Below are 24,728 nucleotides of genomic sequence, written 5' to 3' on the forward strand. Positions count from 1 at the left end.
CATACGGTTGAGATGTTTCAATTATCTGGCATTTAGTTCTTTTATGCTGACAGCAATGAGCTCATCTGAGCTGGTTTTGACTTGTATGCTGACTCGTATCCCAAATTCTCTCGTATCCTTGCGCAACCAGAGCACGAAGCTCTCTTCAGAGGCTTCCTCCGAAAGTTTTTTTCTGCCTTCATACTTATAATCCACAATGGATGCATCCGAGTACATCCTTGACGTTTGCTCCATAGCCAGCCTCCCCCACTTGGCATAGGCCGGCTCCGCATGCTGGTAAACAGCTTCAAAGGGTTGCTCTTCAAAATGGGTTAAGCTGAGCAGAACGAAAACAGCCTTCATGACGAAATGACGCAGCATTTTACCACCACCTGTCGATGAAAATGAGATGGTTTTAGCCTCACCCTCGAAGTTCCGTCCTATTCATTCATAATGCACTCTAACAAAGGAGCATTTTGAAATCGCTTCCACTGACTAAAGCCCATTTTATAGGGATACGTGCCCTTTTTTCATCCAGAGCATATTGTAAAGTATGAAAAGAAGGAGGCACACTATGATACAAAACCAGCCTTATATACAACAATCGGCTGTTATGCCGGAGCTTTACCCGCAAATGCAAATGAGTCAGAAACAACAGGTTATGGGTATGCAAGCTGAGAATGAGCAGACTGCTGTAACCTATTATCAGTGTTGCGTTGATCTGAGCCACATGCATGACTTTCATCACATGCATCACGACCTCCATGACATGCATGACTTCCATCCTATGATGCAGCATGATTTATGGGATCCTCACATGTACTATGGTCACCATCACCATCATCCTGTTGATGGATGGGAATACTCCACGCTTGATTATCATCATGCTTGGGTCCATCCATGGATGCACCACCATGTCTGCTTTCCTGTCACGTGTCATCCGACTGGAGAGCAGCAAGCAAGCTCGCATCCCTACGGCTGATAAACATAAAAACTTGAACAGGCAGATTGAATGTTACCTAGATTCAATCTGCCTGTTCAAGTTCATAAAGCATGCTATTGCGCCAAGCTTCCTTCGAGTCGCGAACGACTCCGACAAGGACCGACAGGAATTTGAATAAGGCTCGTTTGATCACAAGAAATCATCCCGTAAAGCTCATCACTCGCGTTTGCATCAAATCCAAGCAGCGGACGCCCCCCCATTCGGGAGGCGGAAGCTGCGAGCAGTAAGCGTTGTACAAGCATCCCCGCCTCCATTTGTTGGATACGATAGCCGCGATAACCAAGCTGAGCATGAAGGTGATCTGCATCTCCCGCTATATGAAAACATAACGGCACTTGGAACAAATTTACGTTATTAAGCGACATCCCATGCTGCAGCCAAGACCGGAGATCCCCGGAACGAACCAGCTGTAAGGCATGCGCCAAGCCGTCATAGCGATAAGCCCCATCTCCGATACCTTCAACACCATAGAAGCAGCCATACAAGGAAACGCGAGACGATGGCCTCTGCATCGTGCCATCCAAATCATTTCGGTATATAAAGGATGCCATAACCTCATGCAATAGAGCAGCCAGATTCGATTGGCTAACCGGATGCAAAACGTATTCATTTTCCGGCGAATAACGTTCTCGGCAAACGGACGCCAGATCATACGAAAGCCTGTTCACATGAGGAAGCAGATACGCAGGAACCCTGCCCGAGGCTTCGGTTTCTCTTCCGATTTGCTGAAAGCATTGTGCGGAATCCAGCATCGAAGCTTCGTTCAGCTCTATGAGCCTGGCATAATCCGCGACCCTCCGCGACCGCACATAGTGCTCGTGTTCAACCACTGTCAGTTCTTTGCACAAATCAGCCGCGGACAGGTGATCCTCTGCTTTATTTTCATGAATGAACCATTCTAATTCAGGCTCTGCCGAGAGCGGAATCACCGCATAAACGCTCTCCTCCCGTTCGCTCAGCCCCAGCAGATGGTTAACGGCACGGTCAAGAAACTGAAAGTAAACCCCCGTCTCATAGCCAAACCGTTTTGCCACCTCCAACAGCTGACCAACCAGCAGACCTGCGTCCAGCCCCTGCAGACGATAAGAAAAATTATTGTATTTGTAGTAATTTTTCCAAAACATCGTCGAAACGAAAGCAGCGCCGAAGCAAGACGGCAGGTCACACCGGTTGCCGAGCGCCTTGCTCAGATAGATGTCAAATTGGCCTTCACGAAGTAATATCAAACGGTGATGCGCCACATCATAGTGATAAATCCCGGCAGGCAAATCCTCCAGCTTTAAATAAAGGTATAGCTCGCTTGGATACAGCCCTCCGCCTGAAGGAACGAAGCGCCTGCAAAGCTGCAGCGTGCCCCCCCATTCTTCTCCCGCATCAGGACCAAAAACGGATTGGCTCAACTGTGCAAGCCCGAATGTATACCAGAGAAAATGGCTGATTTCCCGAAGCATAGGCTTCACTCGATCCTGCCTTCCCTCAAGCGTAAACGGAGCCTCCGCAGAGAGAGAAAAGGCCGGCAAGTGCCGGTATAGCTTATACGGGAGCGGTGCGTCTTCCCAATCGGTCACCCAATCCTTCGGTTTAACCTGGTCTGGATCAAATTGCAGCTGACGTAAAAATGCCTTCAAGCTCATTCCTTTTCCTCCCATTGGCTTTGCTCCAGAAAAACCGCTTTGCAAACGCTGGCTGAGCTTACGGAAACGGATGAGGATGCGGATTAAGCTGTTTAGAAGTCAACGGCTCTTGCACATACCCTAGCTCTGCCGGTATTCTGAGTACCCTCTCCAATCCCGTCAAGCGGACGAGGTGTTGTCCGAACGTCATCGGCAGCATGCCCGGTATCAGCACCTTGACGCAATGAAGTCCATTCCGCAGCGTTTCCGGCGTCGTCTGGTCCACCACAACCACATCCAGATTGATATTACGGAGCTCTTGGAGGATTTCCTTTAAATCATCAGCCAAATCCGCCTTCCTGCTCTTTGGTTTAAAAGCCTCCTCAAACGTATGGGGCGGACGGTTGCTTTGGAGTAAAAAATGAAGCCGTTCCTCTGCTTGCTTCAAGCTGTACAGCATGGAATGATCGTCCATTTGCCGAACCAGAAATGGGTCGTGCAGCATATGTTCATACTGCTCCCGATTCTCCTCCAATTTCTCGTTAAACGCCAGCAGCATGCCCGCCAATTCGTGAATAGCGCCTTTCGCCGCCCGCACGGGGTCCGGATGCGCTCCCGCCGCGCAAATAAGATTTACGCCTTTATCCGTCTTGTTTTTGGCGAGCGCCCAGATGCTTGGAATGCCATGCTCCATCGTCGAATTGAATAAATGCACATCATAGCCGACAACCTCGCGCAAACGTTCCACCATTAAATTCAATTCGATATCTTCTGCGGAATAGGGATCCAACGGAGCAAGCGACAGCTGAGCATACCAAGTCATAAGGAAAGAATCACGTTCCACCACTTCCAAGATGCCATAAAAAATAGCTTCCTCCAGACTTCCGCCTAACGCGCATCCGTTAGAGGTTTCATAAACAAAGCCATGACCACACCCCGAGCTGTAGTAAGCGAGAAGCTCCGGCACGAGAATCGGACGCTCCTTCAAAAACGAGTAACCCCATACCCAATCGATTGGCCTGTCGGGATCAAACGGTTGGAACGGAAAGTCAGGCCGCTCATACTGATCCTTCTCGTGTACGCCGACGAGTACGGGATCTAGCGCATGGCCCTTCACATTTCGGTAACTGTCATGAACAACCGTCCGCTTTCCACGCGGCGACATGCCGCAATAGCGCTCCAAACCTTCCAAAATAGCAGTCATCTCGCTATCCGCATAAGAATGCGTACGGCCTGCGCAGCCTTCATCCCCCGAGAAAAGAGGTAAATTTACGCTCGAATCGGCAAATGGCGACATGAGGTCGATCATTTTTCCGTTCAAAAAGCCAGCCCTATTGTCCAGATAATCATATGCCAATAATCCTTTCAGTTCTGCCATAGGCCGACATCGGTAGCTGTTTTCATTTATTTTTGGGCTTGGCTGTAGTGAAATACGCGCCGCTGCAGCTGAGTCATCGCGTATTCGTCCGCATACCGGACATAGCGGATCGGGCAAAAAGAAATGAGAGGAGCTATTAAGCGTTTGCAGATGGATCAGCATGATCCGATTTTCCGTTTGAGCAGAAGTCCCAATCAGTACTCTCCTGGCATCTGCCGCAATAAGCTGAGCCATATGCAAGAGTCCCATGCGTGAAGACCATATATCGGGAGAACTCGCCCCATGCATCTTCTGCTGGCGCAGTTGCCACATCTCCTTCCGGTCATTTCCCGCCATCAAGCGCCGCAGATCTGCGCACTGGGAGCAGCCCTCCGCCCCCGGAAGAACCAGCGGTCCGATCACGCCTTCGCCGAATGAAACAAACCCGCGCAGCCACGGCGTACCGGACCGTTGGCACCATTCTTCCGCTAGTAGATGAGCGGATGGTTCATAACCATCATGTAGAACAAGCGCCAGCTTAGCTGCTTCTGGCACATCGGATGCAAAATCCTTCTGACGGACAAGCCGATATTCTTCGGACAATTCGCCGCAAACGAAATCCGCGAGCTGTCCCTCCCCTATAACTGCCACGATTGCACTCACTGTCCATCCTCCTCCCGAAGCAGCACGCCGAATGCTCCTGCCAGCTCCTCTTTCAAGAACGCTTCGGATGCCAAATTATAGACGAGAAGGCGCTTGCGGAAACGTTTTAACTGCTGTAAGGCTGACTTTAGAACCTCTCGGTGTTCCAATGGATCACAAGCTGGAATTGATACACTCTTCATCGCCGCCTCGTTCAAATTTACGGAAGACCAGCTTCGCTCATTTGAACCAAAGCCGGCCTCTTTGTTTTGGGTATACAGCAGCGTTTGCTGCAGCGCCCTGCGCAGCGCCCTTGTTCGATTGAAATCAACCGCTCCAAACCAGCGCCCGCTGGAGCATACCCACGCAACAGGAAAGCCTAATACATCTTCGCCAAAGCCGATTGTCGGCGCGACCTGCATCGTCGTCAACGCGCTTAAATAATAGTGGCAGCGTTTATCGTCTATTTTACGGATCTGTACTGGATTGACGGAGGGGGATTGGACATCATGACTTCTTACCATAACTTCAGTCAGACATTTTTGCAGACCGCGGCCAATGCCTTCTGCGATCGTCTCCCCCGCGCCAATGCCCACAAACTCATGCTGCGGCGGTTCTTCCGGGCCACTGCTGCCCTTATGCACATCATTTATGATCAAACCCGCCATGCGCGACACATAAGCCTCGATTCCGGCAAGCCCTGCTTCCTTACGGGCCTCTTCGTGATTGAGGCCATTGCAAACGATCTCAGGCAGCAGAGCGGACGGTCCTGCCGACAGCGGATCAGCTGCCTGTACCCGGCACTGGGACAGCGGAAGCTGCCGCAAATCCCCTTCACCCCAAGCATGAAAGATGCCCATTTCACTCGATGTTAACCTGCTGAAATAAGGAAGCAAATCCTTCTTCAACCCTATCTCTCCCGTTTCGCTATCAAGCAGAAGCTCCAATTCCTCTTTCCTCTCGGCGGCAGGACGACCACTTGCGAGCGGATGGGGAAAGAACGGATGCCAGTTGCCTTCCAACGTCTCCAAATTCAGCAGAAATAATTTATTGTGCATTTCCGATGCCGTTACTTCCGTAACCGATTTTAGCCATTCGAAGACGATTACGTTCGCCAGCATCGATTCTGCTGTGGAGGAAGCAGCATGAAGCAGAGGATCCTTATCTATCACGGAATGGTGAACTCTTCGCCAAGCAGATTCCCAGCAGCCCTCCGAATCGGGATGTACGAACGGTCCAGCAAGACCTGCCTGCCCCATAATAAGAGCTGGCAGCAACACCTTCTTCTCTTTCCGGCAAATCTCGTGAAGTGCTCTTAAATCAGATTCGCCGTTCTCATCAGATACGAACAATATCGCATCGTACGGCTGCACAACCGAACGCCAATCGATACTCCCTTCATTCGGCAGGCTGATCTCGTCCAGCTTGACCTCCGGGTCCGTTCGGCGGGCACGCTCCGCCAGCTCCAAGATCCGATTTCGATTCGTCGTTTCCGGGTCCGTAATAAGCATGCGAATATGAGGCAATCCAGACTCTAATAAACACTTCATAAGGGAAACCAAAAAGGATCCTGAACCGGCAGCAAGTACGCTTGACTGACGATACAACTGAAACCGGTATGCCCCCGAGCCATCAAAGCTGTCCAAAAATTCAATTTGAGACGCATAATTCTTGAGCACTCCGTCTTGCAACTGATGCTGACGATCCCGGCTCACATCCCGGACATAACCGTTCGCATATAAAACTTTCGCGATTTCATATACACGTTCCCGGTATTGTTCCGGCAGACCGTCCGTTAAGTCATGCATAGTGTGCCCGCCGTTAAAAACCGGCATCAACTTTTCAATCCACTGATCGATTGTGCTGCCTTCCATACGAAATGAACCAATATTGTTTCGAAAATAGACGCTTCCGTCCGTGCTAGGGAGAAAAAACGTATCCCCATTCACTTTAAGACGCATAGAAGGATCCAAATCCCATTCCTCCTTACCGAAAATCCCCGCTTTTCACTACATGAATTCCTCTATAAGGTATGTAGCGCTATTTGTCCGTCATGCCAGCTCTTCGATAGAAAAACGCCCCTGCCATCAAACTTCTTGCAGGGGCGTCTTGAACTTTCCATTCAATTGCTTATTTACACATTAGCGGCAGCGGGCACAGCCACCGCAACGAGCGCATCCTCCACAGTTATGAGCGCATCCTCCGCACCTAAAACAATTACTGCACCCGAAACAATTGCTGCACCCGAAACAATTGCTGCAAGAGCAAAAACCGATACAAAAACCAATGCAAAAACCGATGCAAAGCCGAGCGTTGTTAGGATCAACTTGCCCTTGACCCGCATTCGGCGTCATCCCGCTCGCATGAAAATCGTCAATTTTCAAATTTTGAAGCTCATTTTTAAAATCATTCATCTCCGCAGCCTCCGTTAAATGTTCATGATTTCATCACAATGCAGATGATCCTTCATGACATATACGTATGAAATTAGCTCCGCTAGTGTTACTACTTCATTTGCCTAGTAATAAATGCTAAAACAATAGACAGCACATTATGAATCATATCCGAGGACCGCCTTGGAGCATTCGTTATATCTTGGTGTCAGGAAAAGGCGCGGAAGCCGGGACTCGAGCTGCTAAGGCTTGACTGCATCGCCGACAATAAGAGGCTGCTTCCAGGCCATTGACCATGGGAGCAGCCTCTCTATTCGCCTTATTGCGTATGGCTTGTTTAAGCTTCTTCCGCTGCGCGCGGTTTTTTCTTACGGTTCAAGAACTCATAAACAACCGGCACGATAATTAGTGTCAGCAGCGTTGAGCTCGTCAAGCCGCCGATCACAGTCACTGCCATACCTTTGGAGATTAGTCCGCCAGATTCGAATCCGAAGGCGAGCGGGAGCAAGGCTCCAACTGTCGCAATTGCCGTCATCAGAATCGGACGAAGACGCGTGCCCGCCGCTTCAAGCAAGGCTTCACGGACGGATAGGCCCGCTTTCTCCTTCTGAATAACGCGATCCACAAGCACGATCGCATTCGTGACCACGATACCGATGAGCATGAGCGCTCCAATCATTGCGGTTACGCTTATCGTTTCACCTGCAATAAGCAAGCCTACTAATGCCCCGATCACGGTGAATGGCAGCGAGAACAGAAGCGCAAATGGCGTAAGCGCACCGCCAAAGGTAATGACAAGCACAAGGTATACGACCGCGATAGCAGCCAGCATGGCAAGACCAAGCTGCATGAACGATTCATTAATTTGTTCTGAAACGCCGCCAATCTCAACATCAACGCCGGCAGGAAGCTCCGTTTCGTCAATCATCTTTTGTACCGCTGTTGAAACCTTCCCTATATCAGAAACAGTTACATCTGCAGTCACCTCTGCATAAATACGATCGTCGCGACTTGTAATCGTATTAGGCGATTCGCCTTCCTCGATGGTGACAACATCCTTAAGCGCTACCTGCGTACCCATCGGAGAGGTCAGCATGACATTTTCAAGATCCGCTTTTTCCGTATACGTACGTTCTTCAACCTTCACATAAACGTTGAATTGTTCGCCATCCTTCTCAATCGTCGTAAGCACTGGACGCTCACGTACCGGACTTAACGCCATTGCAATTTGACCTGCCGTCAGACCATTCTGGCTTAATTTTTCCGGATTGGCTACAAGACGGTACTGATCATAGGTCTCCGACAGACTGGAACCGATATTTTCTAAATCTTTATTTTCGCTCAATTGTGTTACCAATTCGTCAACAACCGGCTGCAGCGACTTCATATCAGGTCCATAGACGAGCATGGAAATACCTGAACCGCCTAAGCCGCCTCCCATGAAGTCCTGCTGCTTCCATTCGCCTTCGCCGCCAAGCTCCTGCAGCAGCGGAACAATTTTTTCTTTCTCAGCATTGAAATCTGCGAAATCGTCTTCATAGCTCAGATTAAAGAGCGCTTGCTTCGATGCACCCGGACTGAATGGATTTTGTCCGCCGACCGCATATTGCACGACCGAAAGGCCTTCGCGTCCGACAAGCAGCTTCTCCGCCTCAAGCGCCATTGCTTCAACATGCTCGCGCGTTTCACCTGGAGCCGGATTATAGGATACAACCACCATCTTCTCTTCATCGCCGGCCAAGAAGCTGACGCCGATGACTGGAACAAGGAACAAGCTGCCAATCAGCAGGACGATAGCTAAACCAAACGTAACCAATTTATGGTTAAGCGACCAGCGCAGCACGCCTTTGTACCATTCAGCCAATCGGCTTGGCTTATCATGGCTATGGCTTGCTTTGCCTGCTTTAATTCCATTGCGGAACATCATATGCGCAAGCATTGGAACGACGGTAATGGCTACAACCAGTGACGCCAATAGTGCAAACACGATCGTCAACGCGAACGGCAGGAAAATTTCACCGATCATACCGGATACCAGACCAAGCGGCAGGAATACGGCAATGGTTACAATTGTTGATGACAAAATAGGGACAAACATCTCTTTTGTCGCATCAAGTATAAGTGCTTTGCCTTTAAGCTGCTCTGTTGAGAGCGCCATTCGCCGATAAACGTTCTCGATTACAACAATCGAGTCATCGATTACCCTGCCGATGGCCACCGTCATCGCGCCTAAAGTCATTATGTTCAGTGTAATATCCATTTGGTTCAAAAAGAGCATCGCAATCAGGATCGATAAAGGAATCGATACGACCGAAATAATCGTCGAACGGATATCGCGCAGGAAGATCAATATAATAGCGACTGCAAACAGAGCGCCAATGATCGCTTTACTTAGCATGGTGTGAACAGATTCCTCAATCGGCTTGCCTTGGTCAAGCGTTGTAACGATAGATAAACCTGTGTTGCTCTCTTCAAGCTCCTTGATTTCTGCCTTTACATTGTTGACTACATCAACCGTATTGGAGTCGGCAGCCTTCACGATATTGATGCCAATCGCATCCTTACCGTTCGTGCGCGATACAGACTCCGCTTTGCCGACAATGCTCAAATCAGCTATATCAGACAGCTTCACCCCTGGTACGATGATGAGGTTTTTCAAATCCTCTTCCGTTGTGATGTTTCCATCGACAACGATCGCTTTCTCGGAATCGCCGAATTCATAAATACCAAGAGGAACGGTCAAGGCCGAAGCTTGAATGATGCCTTTCACCATATCCTCCGCAATACCCATTTGCTGAAGGGCATCATGCTTAAAGGCCAACTCTCCCTCCATGACGTTTTGTCCGGACATTTGGACGCTTGCTACACCTTCTATACCTTGCAGACGCGGCAGCACATTTTCCTGTACTGCTTTTGTTAACTGTTCCAGGTTCAAGCTATCGTCAGACAAGCTCAGCGATAGCACCGGAAAAGCGTTTAAGCTAATTCGGGATACGGATGGATCCTGTACGCCATCTGGAAAGGGAAGCTCAGAGAGGACTTTATTCACCTCCGATTCGGCTTTTTCCATATCAGTCTCAAACGTGTATTCAATAATGACCGAGGAAGCATTCTCATAAGAGGTGGAGCTGATCACGTTTACCCCGTTCAAGTTGCGCGTGCGCTGCTCAATCGGCTTTGTAACTTTTTCCAAGATTTCTTCAGGCGCTGCGCCCGGATAAACGGTCGTTACGCTGACAATCGGCACCGTAATGTCCGGCATGGTCTCCATCTTCATATTCATTCCTGAATACAATCCGGCAAACAGCACCAGCAGCGTCAAAATCCATAAAGCAAATTTGTTATTAAGCGAAAACTGAATAAAGCTCTTCAATTCATTCCACTCCCCATCTACTATCTATACTTTAAAACGATAACCTACACCCCAAATCGTCTCAATATATTGAGGATTTGAAGGATCATGCTCAATTTTCTCGCGCAGCCTCCGAATATGTACCGTTACCGTAGCTGCGTCGCCGTTCGAATCAAGCCCCCAAATCCGCTCGAACAGTTCTTCCTTCTCGAAAACTCGATTAGGATGTGAGGCAAGGAGCAGAAGCAGCTCATACTCCTTAGAGGTCAGCATCGCTTCCTCATCATGAATCATAACCCTTCGGGAAGGCTTGTCGATAAACAATCCGCGTATGCGAATATGGTCGCCCCGCTCCGTCTTATCTGCCGTCAGCCTCTCGTATCGGGCTAAATGAGCTTTTACTCTGGCTACAAGCTCGCTTGGACTAAAAGGTTTTGTCATATAATCGTCAGCCCCGAGCCCTAGCCCTCTGATCTTGTCGATATCCTCTTTCTTCGCAGTCACCATAAGCACGGGAATATTGATAGACTGTCTTATTTGACGACAAATTTCAAAACCGTCTACTTTTGGAAGCATGACATCGAGGATGATGAGGTCATATTGACCCTCGAGCGCCTTCTGCAGACCAATGTCGCCACGCCCCTCAATATGCACGGCAAAGCCGTGGCTTTCCAGATAATCACGCTCCAGCTCGGCAATCGACTTTTCATCTTCAATGATTAGTATGTTCTTCATGATCACTCACCGTTTTGACAGATACCGACTTAGGAAGCTTTAAGCAGAATCGGGCGCCGCCCTTCTCTGCATTCTCCGCCCAAACCTCACCGCCATGCCCTTCAATAATTTGTTTCACAATCGCTAGCCCTAGACCGCTGCCGCCGGTTTCCGAATTTCGGGATTGCTCCGCACGGTAGAATCGATCGAATATATACGGTAAAGCTTCTTCTTCAATTCCAGGTCCCGTATCTTCAATCTCAACTAAGGCGTACTGCTCCAGCTCCTTCACATGAACGACAATTTCTTTATTTTTCGGCGCAGGCTGTTGGCCCATATACTTCACGCAATTGTTCAAAATATTCGTAAGCACGCGGCTTAGCTTCTCCGGATCTGCCGTAATCGAGAGAGCTTCCGTTTCCGGCCTGGTGTACTGCAGCTTCACGCCTGATTTTTCCAGATCAAACCGCTGCTCGTCCATGAAATGATCCAAGTACCGAATAATATCGAAACTTTTGAAGTCAAAGGCAACCGTCTGCAGATCAAGCTTGGAAAATAGGAATAACTCATCAATCAGTTGATCCATGTCTGTCGCCTTCCGATAAATCGTTTCCATGTAGCGCTGGCGCTTCTCATCCGTGTTCGCAATTCCATCCATAATGCCTTCAACATAACCTTTAATCGCCGAAATTGGCGTTTTCAAATCATGTGAAATGTGCGAAAGCAGCATTTTACGATTCTCTTCATACTGCAAGCTCTGGTCAATCGAATTTTTCAGCCTAACCCGCATGTCCTCAAAGGCCACGCTGAGCTGTCCGATCTCTCCCTTCGTTGTAGGAACAACCTTATGCGACAAATCGCCATCCTTGATTTGAAGCGCAGCCGCTTCAAGCTTCTTAATTGGCCGAATAATGCTTCGGGATACAAAATAGGTTAGCAGCAGACTTGTTAAGCCGATAAAAGCTAACGAAAATGCTGTCCCAATCGGACGCCAATAAATAGGCACCGTATCCATCCGTCTGAACAGCACTGCCTGGCCTTCACCTCCGTCAGGATAAGTAAAGTCCAGAGCATTTGTTTCAAAGCGGAAGGAATTGAACGTTACAGCTGACGGCAGCTGCTCCAACAATCTCTGCCAATCTTCGTTTGGCGCCGCATCTCTTAGAAATGGAGAAACTGCAGTAATGCTGCCTTCACGAGATATGACCAGACCTGCCCACAGCACCCCTAGCCTTTCTTGAATTTCATTGACATAGCCTGGGACCTCCAGCTCGCCAGCATCATTGCGGAGGACGTAGGACAACTCGCCGTAGACGAGCGCTTGTTGATAAGGCTCATTCTGCTCCTTATCAAAATATTGGCGGACATCCTGGATGTCTCTGGCATGGAAAATGAAAAGCATGAAGGCAGTCATCAAAATAATGGGTACGAATACCATTGCCAAGTAAGACATATACAGCTTTACACGTATCGACAATCGCTTTCACGCCTCACTGATACATTATTGTTGAATCTATCGTTTATAATAACGGCAAATTCTAAACGAATTTATAACCAAATCTTACGAAATTATTACGTTTGACGTTTTGGGCCACCTAATTATAGCGAAATTTATTAACTTCATTAATTATTAATGTTATTTAGATTTATGCTGGTTTGATGCGCGATTTGGCGCGCAAAAAATCGAGCTCAATAGGATAAGAATTGACAACGCCCAATATAGATAAACCACAACTCAATCGTAAAAGGCTTTACGATCACAATTTCCATTTGGCTTTGCAATTAAGAGGTGACAATGAAAGCCCATATGCGATAAAGTGAAGATGAAAGGGGCAAATCGCTATTATGAATCCAATATCACTTTCGCAAAGGCTGCTGTTTACGACGATCACGGTTCTTTACTGGACCTCCATGTATGTCTATGTCCCAACTTTATCTCCTTATCTCAGTGACCGGGGACTCTCTCTCCAATTCATTGGCATCGTTCTGGGAAGCTACGGATTCGTGCAAATGTTTGTCCGTTTCCCGCTTGGCATTTTTTCCGATCGCTTGGGCAAAAGAAAACCGTTTATCTTACTCGGTATGGTAACCGCTGGCCTTAGCTGCTTGCTGTTTCTTATTCCAGGTTCATGGCTATGGCCGCTCGCAGGCAGATTGATGGCGGGAATTTGCGCTTCTACCTGGGTATCCTTTACCGTACTGTACGCGAGCTATTTCGGGGCTGGACAGACTGGCCGCGCCATGGGCAATATTAGCGTGATGACGGTTTCCGGGCAAATGATCGGTATGCTGCTAAGCGGATGGCTGACTGAAGATTTCAGTAAAAATACTCCCTTCACGCTTGGCGCCATTATCGCGGCTGCAGGACTGCTGCTCGCTTTCCTGCTCAAGGAACCAATTGCTGAGAAGCGCGATAAGCCGGGAATGTCCTTTGTTATGATCAAAAGTGTTGTGCGTACCAAGTCACTGCTTCGGGTGTCTCTGTTGTCCATACTGGCGCATGGTGTTTTATTTATTACGATGTTTGGTTTCACCCCGCTGAAAGCGGCGGAGATGGGGGCCGAAGGGATCGGACTAACGGTGCTCGTTTTTGCCTTTATGCTTCCCCACGCTTTCGCTTCGCTTGTAACGGCGAGATGGTTCACTCCGCGATTCGGCTATTGGGGAACGATCGGCGCCGGTTTTCTTCTCAGCACAATATGTACGGCAGCTATGGTTTTCGCGGATTCATTCGGCGTGCTCATCGTCACGCAGGCGGTAAACGGATTTGCGCAAGGACTGCATATTCCGCTATTACTTGCTCTAGCGATTCGAGACGTGGAGATTCCAGGCCGCGCGACTGCTATGGGACTATATCAAGCGCTTTATGCGATCGGGATGTTCTCAGGGCCTTTCCTGGCCGGCTGGTTGAATGAAGGCTGGGGGCTAAACGGCGGATTTTTGTTTGGTTCTTTACTTGGTGCCTCTGCAGCTATCCTCGCAGCTGTCTGGGCGAGACAAGAACGGACTGTAAATAGATTTTCGCAAGAGGCTGGATCGTGACAAAGCCTCAGCTGGTTCTCGATATTGGCGGTGTGCTTGTCACCAATCTGTCTCCTCTCTTCTGGCAGCTGCTTGCCGCGGAATCGCATGTTTCAGAAGAAGCATTATATACGGAATATAAGAAGGAGCTAAGCGAGGCATTATGGACTGGAGCGATTTCCGAAGAACAGTTCTGGGCATGGGTGAAAGAACGTGCTCCTCAGCTGCAGATGGATCGTGCGCCATCAATGATAGATAGATGCCTTCAGCCGTTGCCTGCGATGGAGATGCTGCAGGAATGGAGCACTTTGGCGGATATCCATCTGCTAAGCAACCACCTGCCCTCATGGGTTGAGCCCATCGTTAAACCGAATAGGAAGTATTGGAGAAGCGTCACCATTTCAAGTACGACCGGCTTTCGAAAGCCTCATCCCGAAATTTATGCAAATGTCATACCGCATTTGCCTGAGGACAGTACTATCCTGTTCGTAGATGACCAGGACAAAAATTTACGGCAAGCTGCGATGCTTGGCTGGCATACACTGCTTGCCGATGATGCTGGCGTTTGGATATCCAAGGTCACACCGCTCTTATTGGAGACTAGCCGTCAAGAGCAGAACCAGGCTGCTAAACGCAGCAATGAAGATTAGTTTTACATCCGCTCGGCCAAAACGAAGCTTAAAGCCGTAGGTCGGCTTTTGTTTCGTGTGGCCGAACCCTCGCGCTTCCAGCGCATCTGCCAATTGCTCCGCCATGCGAAGAATAGAGCGCAAATAAGGAATAAGTATGGAACGCAGCATTCGGATTGGCACTGTCTTCAGCGGCGCAGTCGCCTTGCCTCTTGCGTGCGCCAGCTTCGCAAACCTCTCCCACTCCCCCATTAACAACGGAATAAACCGAAAAATAAGCGTGACCAGCAAAGCGAAGGAATGAATCGGCACTTTGAAGCGGCTAAGCCAGCCGAAGGTTTGTTCAATGGCCCGCTGCAGCCTCATTGGTGTCATTAATTTAAGCATAGGCATACCAATCAGCATAATAATCAGCAGCTTGCTGAATCGGATAAAAACAGGCAGTGCCTTATCCCAATTGAAGGCCAATGGCCCGAAGGATATCCCTCCAATGATACACAGCACGACGATCATTATCGCATACGCTCTAATGACACGAATCCATGGCCAAATAAGTGACCAAAAAGGCGTGACCAGCAAAACTGTAAAAATAGCTGTGTACGATAATTCCAAAAGCGTTTTTTGCGCAAATACAGCTGCCGAAAGCAGGAAATAGACAACAATGAGCGTTCTCGGATCAAAGCGATCTGAGCGAAGCCGCTTGGATACCTCCACTTGACGCTCTTCTTGAGCTGCCCCGCTCCCCGTATCTTTTAATCCATTATCTTTACTTGCCGAGCTGACTACAGCTTGCTCATCCTCTTCCAAGAAAGCCCGATCGGGCGCTGGCCGCTTCAGCTCCGCTGCCAGCGCTGACGCCACCTCGCGCGGCTCCGGCCATGGCGCCCCGCCGCCACATGCCAGGTCTGCTGCTGATTCCCCCAGCAGCAGGCCCGGCGGCAAAGCCGCCCCCGCGCGCAGCGCAGCCAAGGCGCGCAGCGCAGCCAAGGCGCGCAGCGCCTGCGGCGCCGCTGCAGCATGCGCTGACGCCGCTGCAGCCACTGCCGCTTCGCGGACCGTGCCGCCGCTGACTACGGCGACCGCGTCCGCGAGCGGCAGCAGCGCGTCGAGGTCGTGCGTGGCTACGACCGCTCCGCGCCCCGCCGCCCTGTGCGCTTCCAGCACTGCGCACAGGCGGCGGATGCCGACGGCGTCAAGCCCCGCCGTCGGCTCGTCGAGCAGCAGCCAATCCGGCTCGCACGCCAGCAAGCAGGCGAGCGACAGCCTTCGCTGCTGACCGCCGCTGAGCGTCCAAGGATCACGCTCGAGAAGCTCCAAAGGCAGTCCCGTTTGAGCGAGTGCGCCTGCCATTCTCTGCTCCGCCGTATCCGCATCCACTTGATACGGCTTCAGCGAATAAAGAAATTCCTCCCGCACAGTCGCGGCAAACCATTGTGATTCCGAGCTTTGCATCGATATGCCCAGCTCAAGCACAGCTTCGCGGTTCAGTTTTTTCCGACGTCCATCGTAGGTCCAGAGTGGCTTCTCCCCAAGCTCGATGACGCCTTCTTCACATAGACGTATGCCCGCCATCGTCTCAATCAGCGTCGATTTGCCTGCCCCGTTGCGTCCGATCAGCAGCGTAATCTGACCTGCTTTAAAGGTCAGATTCACATCCTTAAGAAGCTGCCGCTTACTTGCGCCTTCCGCTTTTACCGCTACAGAGCTTAGCTTCCAATCAGCGCTCATAGTGTTTCACCGCCTCTGCCAGCAGCGCTGGGGTGAATGGAAACGGACGCAGCCGGACACCCTGCTCATCCAGTTCCCAAGCCACCTTAGCTGCGTAGGGCGCTTCAAATCCCAAACGTTCGCATGCGCTGTCCCGGGCTTCGTGAGTTGATCTTGTAAACCATTCATCCGGCTGCCCATCAAACGAAATCCTCCCATTGTCCAACGCGATGATCCGATCGCCCTGTTCAAGCTCCTCCAGCCTTTGCGTAATCCAAATGACCGTCACGCCAGATTGGTGCAATGCTCTTACCTGCTTCAGCACGTAAGCCGATGCTTCCGGGTCAAGCATTGCTGTCACCTCGTCGAGTACAAGCATAGGCGAATACGCAGCCAAGCAGCCTGCAATCGCAACAAGCTGCTTTTGTCCGCCAGATAAGGTTTCAATGGGCTGATGCAGCCGTTCGCCCATTCCGACCCTGCAAAGCGCATGTTCTGCATCCGACGTAATGCGGCTAGCCTCCTGCTCGTTCTGCTCCAGCATGAGCACGACATCCTCCCACGGTGTAGCTCCAATCATGGCCGCTTCTGGCTGCTGCATTACGATTGGAATCGGCATCCCCTCTTTCGCAGATTCCAAGCTTCTTGCGATTTGCCCAGTAACGCCCGCCACGCGAAAGCCTGCGAGCACTTTAGCGAGCGTGCTCTTCCCGCTGCCGTTTCTCCCTAGCAGCGTGACCCATTCCCCTCTATGTACACACAAGCTTATCTCCTTCAAAATAGAAAACGGCTTCTGACCTCTACCTACCGTCAAGATAGGGGGTGTTACCGTTACCTGCTTTACCTCAAGCTGACATGTCTGCTCCAAAAAATTTCACCCAACCTCTTCCCCAAAACGATTGTCTATGCTACAATTCGATTTGTTAACCTAACTTAAATATAAATGGTTAACAAAAAAACCGCAACTACATAAAGGAGTCGTTATTCATTATGCAAAGCAGCAACATTCGTTCACTCGTATTTATCGCTTTATTCGCAGCCCTTTTTATCGTTATGAGTTCTCTATCGATAAAGCTCGGCGCCGGCATCGTACCCATTACACTGCAGACGTTGGCCGTTGCACTGGCAGGCCTTTTCCTGACGCCTCGCAACGCCTTTCTCAGCATCTTTGTCGTGATCGTTCTCGCCGCATTCGGCCTGCAGCTGTTTAGCGGTCAAGGCGGCATCCCCTACTTAACGGGCGCTACAGGCGGCTTTATATTCGCTTTTCCGTTCTGTGCTTTATTCGTCAGCCTGGCAGTCGGCGCTTTTCTGCGAAGCGATGTCTCCAAACGGAATAAATTAATTGCATTTATTGTATTTTTCATTATTTTCGAGCTGTTTAGTTCACTATTCGCTTATGTGCCAGGCATACCTTGGCTCATGCACATTACAGATTTCTCTTTCGCTAAGGCGATGAGCGTCGGATTCGTTCCATTCATTATCGGAGATGCGTTAAAGTCAGCAGCAGCCGCAATTCTGGCAATCACTTTAACACCTTACATTGTCCATATCCGTACGTCAACTGTTAACAACAAAGCTGAGCAAGGAGCTTATAACGGATAATTATCAATCTTTCCGAACAACCAAAAAACGCTTATTACCGTAAATGGAGCTACCCATCGGTATAAGCGTTTTTTCTATCTATCCCAGCCCTATGAACGGCTGATTAACACCCCAGAATCATATCCAAACTCCTCTGTCAGTGCGGCAGCTACATATTCGGCATTAAAACGTTTGTTTCTGTATTAAAGTGAACTGAATTGGCATCTTTTGTTTCATGCTTACAATGACATTCGATAAATCGCTAATACATCATCCTTCGTCAGCTTACGGAAATTGCCCTTCGTGCCAGATCCAGCTACCTTCAGCGCCATTTCCTCTAAGCGACTTTCGTCAATGCCATAATCCGACAGCCTCGACGGAGCGCCGAGCGAGGTCCAAAACCTTCTAAGCGCCGAAATGCCTAATTGCGCAATTTCCATATCCGTGCGGCCATCCTCGCGAATGCCGAATACCTGCACTGCAAATTGACGGAATCGCTGTACATTTTCCTCGAGCACATACGTCATCCAATTTGGGAACAAAATAGCGAGCCCGCCGCCGTGCGGAATATCATAGACGGCTGACAAAGCATGCTCCATATCGTGATTGGCCCAGTCTCCCACAATTCCCATCGAAAGCGTATTGTTAAGCGCCATTGTTCCGCAATACAAGATCGTCTCCCGGTGCTGAAGGTTCGTCAGATCATTCACAAGCATCGGGGCCGTCATAACGACGGTGCGCATGATCGACTCACAAAAGCCGTCCTGTACCGGCGTGCGCACATCATGATGGAAATACTGCTCAAGTACATGTGCCATCATATCTACCATTCCGTAGACGGTATGCTCCTTCGGCGCGCTGGCCGTGAATGCAGGATCAAGAATAGAAAATGCGGGATACACAAACGGACTGCTCCAGCCATGCTTCTCAAGCGTATCCTCATTTGAAATAACCGAGTTCGCGTTCATTTCCGAGCCCGTTGCCGCAAGCGTAAGTACTGTACCAAGCGGCAAAGCCGCTTCCACCTTCGCTTTCTTCGTCACGATATCCCAGAAATCACCGTTATATTTGGCTGCCGCCGCGATAGCTTTCCCGCAATCCAGCGTGCTTCCGCCGCCTACCGCTAGTACCCAGTCGATCGCTTCGCTGCGGCATAGCTCTGCGCCTCGGCGAACCGTTGTAATACGCGGATTAGGCTCTACGCCGCTTATCTCTGTTACATGGCAGCCCGCTTCCGCTAGCGCAGTAATCACCTGATCGTATAATCCATTTCGCTTAATGCTTCCTCCGCCATAAACTAGCAAAACACGCATTCCGTATTTCGCAGCCTCAGCTGGCAGCTGCTTCAGTTGGTCTTTGCCGAAAAGCAGCCTCGTCGGATTGTAATATGTAAATGCTCTCATTTGTATACCCTCTCTCTTTCATAACCTTAATAGGCTAGAAGCGCCTGTCGGGATCGACAAACGCTTCCAGTATCTTTCTCTATTGTACTTCTAATCGCAATGTGCTCAGAACAGCTTAGTCGCTGCATTCCTCTGGGGCCGGCTCAGACGCATTCTCAATATTGATTTTCTCAGAAACGGTGTCGCGAACAATGGAGATCACGAGCTGAAGCAAATAGTTGATATCGGACTGGCTTTGCTGAAATTCTGAAACAATCGGAATGCCGTCCAGCTCGTCCTGCAGCGTATTCATTTCGCTTTCGATCTTTTTTACCATATCCGCATTTTTGAAGGTTGTCTCGAAGGCCACAACTTCCTTCTGCTTTTTCTTAATTTGAGTAATCAACTGCTGGATCCGATCATTGCCATTGATTTGCTTCTCGGCGCGGCGATAATGCTGCACTTCCTCCGATTGAAAAATAAGATCAGCCAGCTCCTTCGCTTTACGCTGAATATCCTCTTTCACGATCAAATCACGTGTATCAAAACTTGGAATTCCGCAGCCTCCGCCATGCTCGTGGTCATGCTTCGTTGTTTGATTTGCTGCCGTTTGTTGCTCTGCCATTTGTCATCTCTCCTGTTTTACCGTTAGCTAACGGCTTCTTGTGCGCCTTGCTCCAGCGCTTCTGCCTTGATGTACCATGTTTGCGCTTCGGTTACTTTCGCTTGAATAAATTGTCCAATCCATTCCTTCGGCCCTTCCAAATGAACCAGTTTATTCGTGCGCGTACGTCCGGATAGAACATTCGCGTTATTTTTGCTTTCGCCTTCAATGAGCACTTCAACGATCTGTCCGCGCAGCTCCTCGTTCTTTTCTCTCGCATTGGCGGACAAAAGCGCATTTAGCCGCTGCAGACGAGCCTTCTTCACCTCTAGCGGAACATTGTCCTCCATACCTGCTGCAGGCGTTCCTTCTCTCGGCGAGTAGAGGAAGGTATAAGCTGAATCGAAGCCTACCTCTTTCACAAGCGTCATCGTATCCTCGAATTGCTCATCCGTTTCACCTGGGAAGCCAACGATAATATCCGAGGTCAGCATCGCATCAGGAATGGCCTTCTTAATTTTGCCAACAAGCTCTAAATACATCTCACGCGTATATTTACGGCTCATGCGCTTCAAAATTTCCGTGCTGCCAGACTGCACAGGCAAATGAATATGCTCGACCAAATTGCCGCGTGTCGCCAGCACCTCAATAAGATGATCGTCGAAATCCCGCGGATGGCTTGTCATAAACCGAATGCGCGGAATATCGATTTTGGACATGTCGTGCATCAAATCGCCGAAGCGATAGTTCATATCCTCGAAATCCTTGCCATACGCGTTCACGTTTTGGCCAAGCAGCGTAATCTCCTTAAAGCCCTGTCGGGCGAGGTCTCGCACTTCAGCTATGACATCCTCCGGACGACGGCTGCGCTCTTTGCCGCGTGTATAGGGCACAATGCAATACGTACAGAACTTATCGCAGCCATACATAATATTAACCCAAGCGCGCATCCCTTCCCGCTTCTTCGGCATATTCTCGATAATATCGCCTTCCTTGGACCAAACCTCGACGACCATCTCTTTGCTGAAATAGGCGTTTTGCAGCAAGTACGGAAGCCTATGTATGTTATGCGTACCAAAGATCATATCGACAAAAGCATGCTTTTGCAAAATTCGGCCGACAACCGATTCCTCCTGCGACATGCAGCCGCAGACGCCGAGCAGCAAATCCGGCTTCTCCGTCTTAAGCGTCTTCAAATGCCCCAGCTCGCCAAATACTTTATCCTCGGCATTCTCACGAATGGCGCATGTATTCAGCAAAATAACATCTGCCAGCATCCGATCCTCCGTTGCTTTATAGCCCATTTCCTCGAACATGCCCTTCATAACCTCGGTATCATGCTCGTTCATCTGGCAGCCGTACGTTTGAATCAAATAATGCTTGCCTGCGCCGATTGTCCGCAGCTCCTCTGGAATAGCGAAGTCATAATGAACCTCAATATCCTCTTTGCCGCGCTTCTTCTCATCCTTATGGCTTGGGGTCGAGTTTATATTGACGATCCTGCCTTTAATTCGGTAGGTCGTAGAATTCTCATCCTGATTGATCACTTTCGCGTCGCTAAAATCGAAATATTTTGAGTAGTCCTTAGCCTGATCGGATTTTAGGTCGGATGTAGTTTGACTCTGCTTCGACATGTATGAAATCACTTCCCTCTATACTCAATATAGCTGTTTATTGTCATGAATCCAATATAAAATTATAGCACAATAGCCGCATGTATATCCAATTAAATACGTTAGAATCACTCGCTAAAGTAAGTAACGTGATAGTAACGCCCCGTTCTTTTTTATAGTCATCTAAACAAAGGCTCAACAAAGGTACAGCAAAACCGGTCCTGGATCTCTTCACAAGTGTAGCCCATTGCATGCCGAAGGTGCCTAAACGTATGCGGAGCTTGAATAGAAATAAAAGAATGCGCGGCATAGCTGGGATCTATATCTTGAATCTCCTTCTGTTCAAGGGCCTCTATGAATAAACCGCTAATAATACTATGCAAATATAAATAGGGAGGCGTTTGAAAAAAATCCGCCTTGTGATCCTCCATCCGGTTGTAGGATTGCATCACACCAAGCCACTTCGATTCCCTGTCAACAAAAGCAATGATGCGTCGCATGATTCCATTTAACCGCTCTTTAACCGAGCGCTCAGCATCCAGCACTAAGTATTCTTCGATCTCTTTGATGAAAATCTCAAAGTTATCTTTCATCATCTCCATGCATAAATCGCCTTTGTTGGAATACCGCCGGTACAGCGTCCCTTGTCCAATGCCAACTGATTTTGCAATTTGATGCATACTGACCGATTCTACCCCATGCTCCGTAAACAAGTGATTAGCCGTACGCAATATGGCTTTGCTTAGTTCTTGTTTCGTTCTGCCGCTTTCAGGTGTAGTCATCGTCTATTTCTCCTTCTTACGCATCTACAAATTAAACAATTGACAATTGCTCCAATCGTCATTAATATTCAGTAGTGCGGACAATTGTCCGCATATAGTTGCGGTCATCTTTTTATTGTAGCCTGTTCGTAAAGGGCTGGTCAACAAATAGGAAGAATAGACCCCTATATACGATAGGAGGAAAACATATGACATCAGCTTCAAAGCAAGCACCGTCAGGTGACCCGATGTCGATTCGCAACATTCTTGCACCGCTTCTTGCCATTATTGTGGGCATGTTTATGGTCATTTTGGATGGTACGGCAATGAATGTCGCCATGCCAGGCTTAATGGTTGATTTTAACAGCCCGATGTCGCTTGTTCAGTGGACGATCACCGGCTATGCGCTCGCGCAAGCCGCCGTTATCCCGCTGGCTGGATGGATGTCCGACCGCTTCGGAGCCAAACAAATTTATTTGTTCTCGATTATCATGTTTACAATCGGTTCTGCGCTTTGCGCTATAGCAACAACAGCGGAGCAGCTTATTGTATTCCGGATCATTCAAGGTCTAGGCGGCGGTATGGTTGCCCCAATTGCAATGGCCTTTACATTCCGGCTCAGCCCTCCCGGCAAGCAAGGCGCGGTAATGGGCATGATCGGTATTCCGATGCTGCTAGCCCCTGCTCTAGGTCCCGTCGTTGCAGGCTGGCTTGTCGATTACGTGTCCTGGCACTGGATCTTCATTATCAACCTGCCAATCGGCGTTATCGCTGTTATGATCGGACTGCGGACGCTGCCTGCTATTGAGCGCAAGCGTGTTCCCGCGCTCGACTTCATGGGCATGCTGCTTGCTCCGCTTGCCTTCGCGATGCTGGCATACGGCGTGAGCTCTGCTGGCGGCGGTGAAGGCGGGGGCGGCTCAGGCTGGACTTCGCCGGAAGCTTTAACAGGAATGATCGTAGGGGGTATCGCACTGATCATTTTCATTTTTGTCGAGCTAAACCGTAAGGAGCCGCTGCTTGAGCTTCGCGTGTTCAAGTCCGGCAACTTTACCCGTGGTATCGTTCTGCAATGGATTGTGCAGATCGCTTTATTCGGAACCTTGTTTCTCATTCCGATCTTTCTGCAAATCGCCAAAGGCTACTCCGCATTTAACACGGGACTCATCTTACTCCCGCAAGCACTTGCGGCAGGCATTTTCATGCCGATCGGCGGACGTCTGTTTGATCGCTTCGGCGCTCGGCCAGTCGTAATTACAGGTTTGTCGATCGTAACGATTGCAGGCTTCATGCTTAGCGGAATCTCAGCTGATACCACGCTTCTCATGCTTATGATCCCACTTGCTATGATTGGCGCTGGCATGGGCTTAACGATGATGCCGCTGAATACGCATATTATGCAATCCGCGCCAAGAGAGCTTGTGAGCCGCGTAACCTCGCTCACTGCTGCCGCACAGCAGGTGATGACCTCATTTGCTATTGCAGGCTTGTCCACGCTTCTTGCGAACCGTATGGAGCATTACGGAACGACTAGCCCAGGGCCGAACGTTGTGTATTCTTCTTACGGCGACACGTTCTTTATCCTTGCTTCGATTTCCATCATTGGCGCCATCGCAGCTCTGCTGCTGCGCAGACCGAAGCAGGAAGTGGGCTCAAGCCCCGAAGAAAAGCCTGAAGTATCGATGATGATGGGTCATTAATACGACTTACATTTTATAAGAAAAAGCTGCTTCCCGATCGCCTGGTTGACGATCAAGAAGCAGCTTTTCTTTATTGCCTGTCTCGACTAATCGATAATCTCCGCGAAATCTCCGTTTTTAACGCCGGCCGCGTTGGCTTCATCCGTATCAATATGCATATCCAGCGCATATTGATCCGATACGCGTGCAACAACATTTTCGAAGACTACACCGCGCTCACCGCTAAAGCGAACACGCAGCGATTGCTTATCCGTCACGCCTAATCGCTCCGCATCACTTGTATGGAAGTGGATATGACGGGCAGCAACGATAACGCCCTCTTCAATTGCAACTTCACCCGCAGGGCCTTGAAGCGTAATCCCTGCCGAACCCGCAATATTTCCGGATTCCCTCACAGGAGGATGAATCCCGAGCGAGAAGGCATCCGTGCGTGATACCTCGAGCTGAGTCTGTTTACGGGCGGGTCCTAGTATCCTTACCTTTGCAAACGTACCTTTCGGTCCTATGACCGCTACCGTCTCATTCGCAGCGTATTGGCCTGGCTGAGACAGCGGCTTCATTTCCGTTAGCTCATAGCCCTTGCCGAACAATACTTCGACATGCTCCTTTGATAAATGAATATGTCTTGCAGATACGCCAATCGGCACTTCTTTATTTGTCATGCTGTCTCTCTC

20 protein-coding genes are annotated in these 24,728 nt (G+C 49.5%); 5 read left to right on the forward strand and 15 right to left on the reverse strand.

Annotated features, from left to right (window positions below):
• Window positions 1-21: 21 nt before the first annotated feature.
• On the reverse strand, window positions 22-360 hold the full coding sequence (locus ACO9K6_RS00960; RefSeq protein WP_424765656.1) for a DUF3889 domain-containing protein: 339 nt from the start codon (window positions 358-360) through the stop codon (window positions 22-24).
• Between the two features lie 193 nt (window positions 361-553).
• Between ACO9K6_RS00960 and ACO9K6_RS00965 the strand changes: the two genes are divergently transcribed.
• Window positions 554-961 carry a hypothetical protein gene (locus tag ACO9K6_RS00965; protein WP_424765657.1) on the forward strand — a complete coding sequence of 136 codons (408 nt, stop codon included), beginning with the start codon at window positions 554-556 and terminating at the stop codon, window positions 959-961.
• 74 nt (window positions 962-1,035) lie between these two features.
• Here ACO9K6_RS00965 and ACO9K6_RS00970 read toward each other — a convergent pair whose 3' ends face one another.
• The 7 genes from ACO9K6_RS00970 to ACO9K6_RS01000 all read right to left on the reverse strand — a co-directional run bounded on the left by ACO9K6_RS00970 (window position 1,036) and on the right by ACO9K6_RS01000 (window position 12,530).
• Window positions 1,036-2,616 carry a SagB family peptide dehydrogenase gene (locus ACO9K6_RS00970; protein WP_424765658.1) on the reverse strand — a complete coding sequence of 527 codons (1,581 nt, stop codon included), beginning with the start codon at window positions 2,614-2,616 and terminating at the stop codon, window positions 1,036-1,038.
• Between the two features lie 58 nt (window positions 2,617-2,674).
• Window positions 2,675-4,615: a TOMM precursor leader peptide-binding protein gene (locus ACO9K6_RS00975; protein WP_424765659.1), complete on the reverse strand. Its 1,941-nt coding sequence runs from the start codon at window positions 4,613-4,615 to the stop codon at window positions 2,675-2,677.
• Window positions 4,612-6,555, reverse strand: coding sequence for a putative thiazole-containing bacteriocin maturation protein (locus ACO9K6_RS00980; protein ID WP_424765943.1), 1,944 nt, complete (start codon window positions 6,553-6,555; stop codon window positions 4,612-4,614). Before ACO9K6_RS00980 ends, ACO9K6_RS00975 begins: the two co-directional genes overlap by 4 nt.
• Before the next feature lie 173 nt (window positions 6,556-6,728).
• A complete protein-coding gene (locus ACO9K6_RS00985; protein ID WP_424765660.1) occupies window positions 6,729-6,938 on the reverse strand; it encodes a hypothetical protein in 210 nt (69 codons plus the stop codon).
• A 386-nt stretch (window positions 6,939-7,324) separates the two neighbouring features.
• Window positions 7,325-10,360, reverse strand: coding sequence for an efflux RND transporter permease subunit (locus tag ACO9K6_RS00990; protein ID WP_424765661.1), 3,036 nt, complete (start codon window positions 10,358-10,360; stop codon window positions 7,325-7,327).
• A gap of 24 nt (window positions 10,361-10,384) precedes the next feature.
• Complete coding sequence (locus ACO9K6_RS00995; RefSeq protein WP_424765662.1) at window positions 10,385-11,074, reverse strand: response regulator transcription factor; 690 nt, start codon at window positions 11,072-11,074, stop codon at window positions 10,385-10,387.
• Complete coding sequence (locus tag ACO9K6_RS01000; protein ID WP_424765663.1) at window positions 11,052-12,530, reverse strand: sensor histidine kinase; 1,479 nt, start codon at window positions 12,528-12,530, stop codon at window positions 11,052-11,054. Before ACO9K6_RS01000 ends, ACO9K6_RS00995 begins: the two co-directional genes overlap by 23 nt.
• 368 nt (window positions 12,531-12,898) lie before the next feature.
• Here ACO9K6_RS01000 and ACO9K6_RS01005 point away from each other — a divergent pair, with 368 nt between their 5' ends.
• Together ACO9K6_RS01005 and ACO9K6_RS01010 are read left to right on the forward strand one after the other, a co-directional pair.
• On the forward strand, window positions 12,899-14,095 hold the full coding sequence (locus ACO9K6_RS01005; RefSeq protein ID WP_424765664.1) for an MFS transporter: 1,197 nt from the start codon (window positions 12,899-12,901) through the stop codon (window positions 14,093-14,095).
• A complete protein-coding gene (locus tag ACO9K6_RS01010; protein WP_424765665.1) occupies window positions 14,092-14,724 on the forward strand; it encodes an HAD family hydrolase in 633 nt (210 codons plus the stop codon). Before ACO9K6_RS01005 ends, ACO9K6_RS01010 begins: the two co-directional genes overlap by 4 nt.
• Here the strand turns inward: ACO9K6_RS01010 and ACO9K6_RS01015 are convergent.
• Both ACO9K6_RS01015 and ACO9K6_RS01020 read right to left on the reverse strand, forming a co-directional pair.
• Window positions 14,665-16,431, reverse strand: a complete 1,767-nt coding sequence (locus ACO9K6_RS01015) for an ATP-binding cassette domain-containing protein (RefSeq protein WP_424765666.1) — start codon at window positions 16,429-16,431, stop codon at window positions 14,665-14,667. The genes ACO9K6_RS01010 and ACO9K6_RS01015 overlap by 60 nt on opposite strands.
• Complete coding sequence (locus ACO9K6_RS01020; RefSeq protein ID WP_424765667.1) at window positions 16,421-17,278, reverse strand: ATP-binding cassette domain-containing protein; 858 nt, start codon at window positions 17,276-17,278, stop codon at window positions 16,421-16,423. The genes ACO9K6_RS01015 and ACO9K6_RS01020 overlap by 11 nt, the downstream gene beginning before the upstream one ends.
• 122 nt (window positions 17,279-17,400) lie before the next feature.
• Between ACO9K6_RS01020 and ACO9K6_RS01025 the strand changes: the two genes are divergently transcribed.
• A complete protein-coding gene (locus ACO9K6_RS01025; protein ID WP_424765668.1) occupies window positions 17,401-18,015 on the forward strand; it encodes a biotin transporter BioY in 615 nt (204 codons plus the stop codon).
• A gap of 218 nt (window positions 18,016-18,233) precedes the next feature.
• On the opposite strand, the gene ACO9K6_RS01030 is transcribed toward ACO9K6_RS01025, so the two are convergent.
• The 4 genes from ACO9K6_RS01030 to ACO9K6_RS01045 form a co-directional block, all read right to left on the reverse strand.
• Window positions 18,234-19,397 carry an iron-containing alcohol dehydrogenase gene (locus tag ACO9K6_RS01030; RefSeq protein WP_424765669.1) on the reverse strand — a complete coding sequence of 388 codons (1,164 nt, stop codon included), beginning with the start codon at window positions 19,395-19,397 and terminating at the stop codon, window positions 18,234-18,236.
• A gap of 115 nt (window positions 19,398-19,512) precedes the next feature.
• On the reverse strand, window positions 19,513-20,001 hold the full coding sequence (locus ACO9K6_RS01035) for a YlbF/YmcA family competence regulator (protein ID WP_424765670.1): 489 nt from the start codon (window positions 19,999-20,001) through the stop codon (window positions 19,513-19,515).
• 23 nt (window positions 20,002-20,024) lie between these two features.
• Window positions 20,025-21,614, reverse strand: a complete 1,590-nt coding sequence (gene miaB / locus ACO9K6_RS01040) for a tRNA (N6-isopentenyl adenosine(37)-C2)-methylthiotransferase MiaB (protein WP_424765671.1) — start codon at window positions 21,612-21,614, stop codon at window positions 20,025-20,027.
• A 158-nt stretch (window positions 21,615-21,772) separates the two neighbouring features.
• Window positions 21,773-22,375: a TetR/AcrR family transcriptional regulator gene (locus ACO9K6_RS01045; protein WP_424765672.1), complete on the reverse strand. Its 603-nt coding sequence runs from the start codon at window positions 22,373-22,375 to the stop codon at window positions 21,773-21,775.
• 188 nt (window positions 22,376-22,563) lie between these two features.
• Here ACO9K6_RS01045 and ACO9K6_RS01050 point away from each other — a divergent pair, with 188 nt between their 5' ends.
• On the forward strand, window positions 22,564-24,054 hold the full coding sequence (locus tag ACO9K6_RS01050; protein ID WP_424765673.1) for an MDR family MFS transporter: 1,491 nt from the start codon (window positions 22,564-22,566) through the stop codon (window positions 24,052-24,054).
• Window positions 24,055-24,140: 86 nt separating this feature from the next.
• Here ACO9K6_RS01050 and pduL read toward each other — a convergent pair whose 3' ends face one another.
• Window positions 24,141-24,716, reverse strand: coding sequence for a phosphate propanoyltransferase (gene pduL, locus ACO9K6_RS01055; protein ID WP_424765674.1), 576 nt, complete (start codon window positions 24,714-24,716; stop codon window positions 24,141-24,143).
• Window positions 24,717-24,728 lie beyond the last annotated feature (12 nt).

The sequence above is a fragment of the Paenibacillus praedii genome (assembly GCF_049725345.1).
Lineage (GTDB): Bacteria > Bacillota > Bacilli > Paenibacillales > Paenibacillaceae > Pristimantibacillus.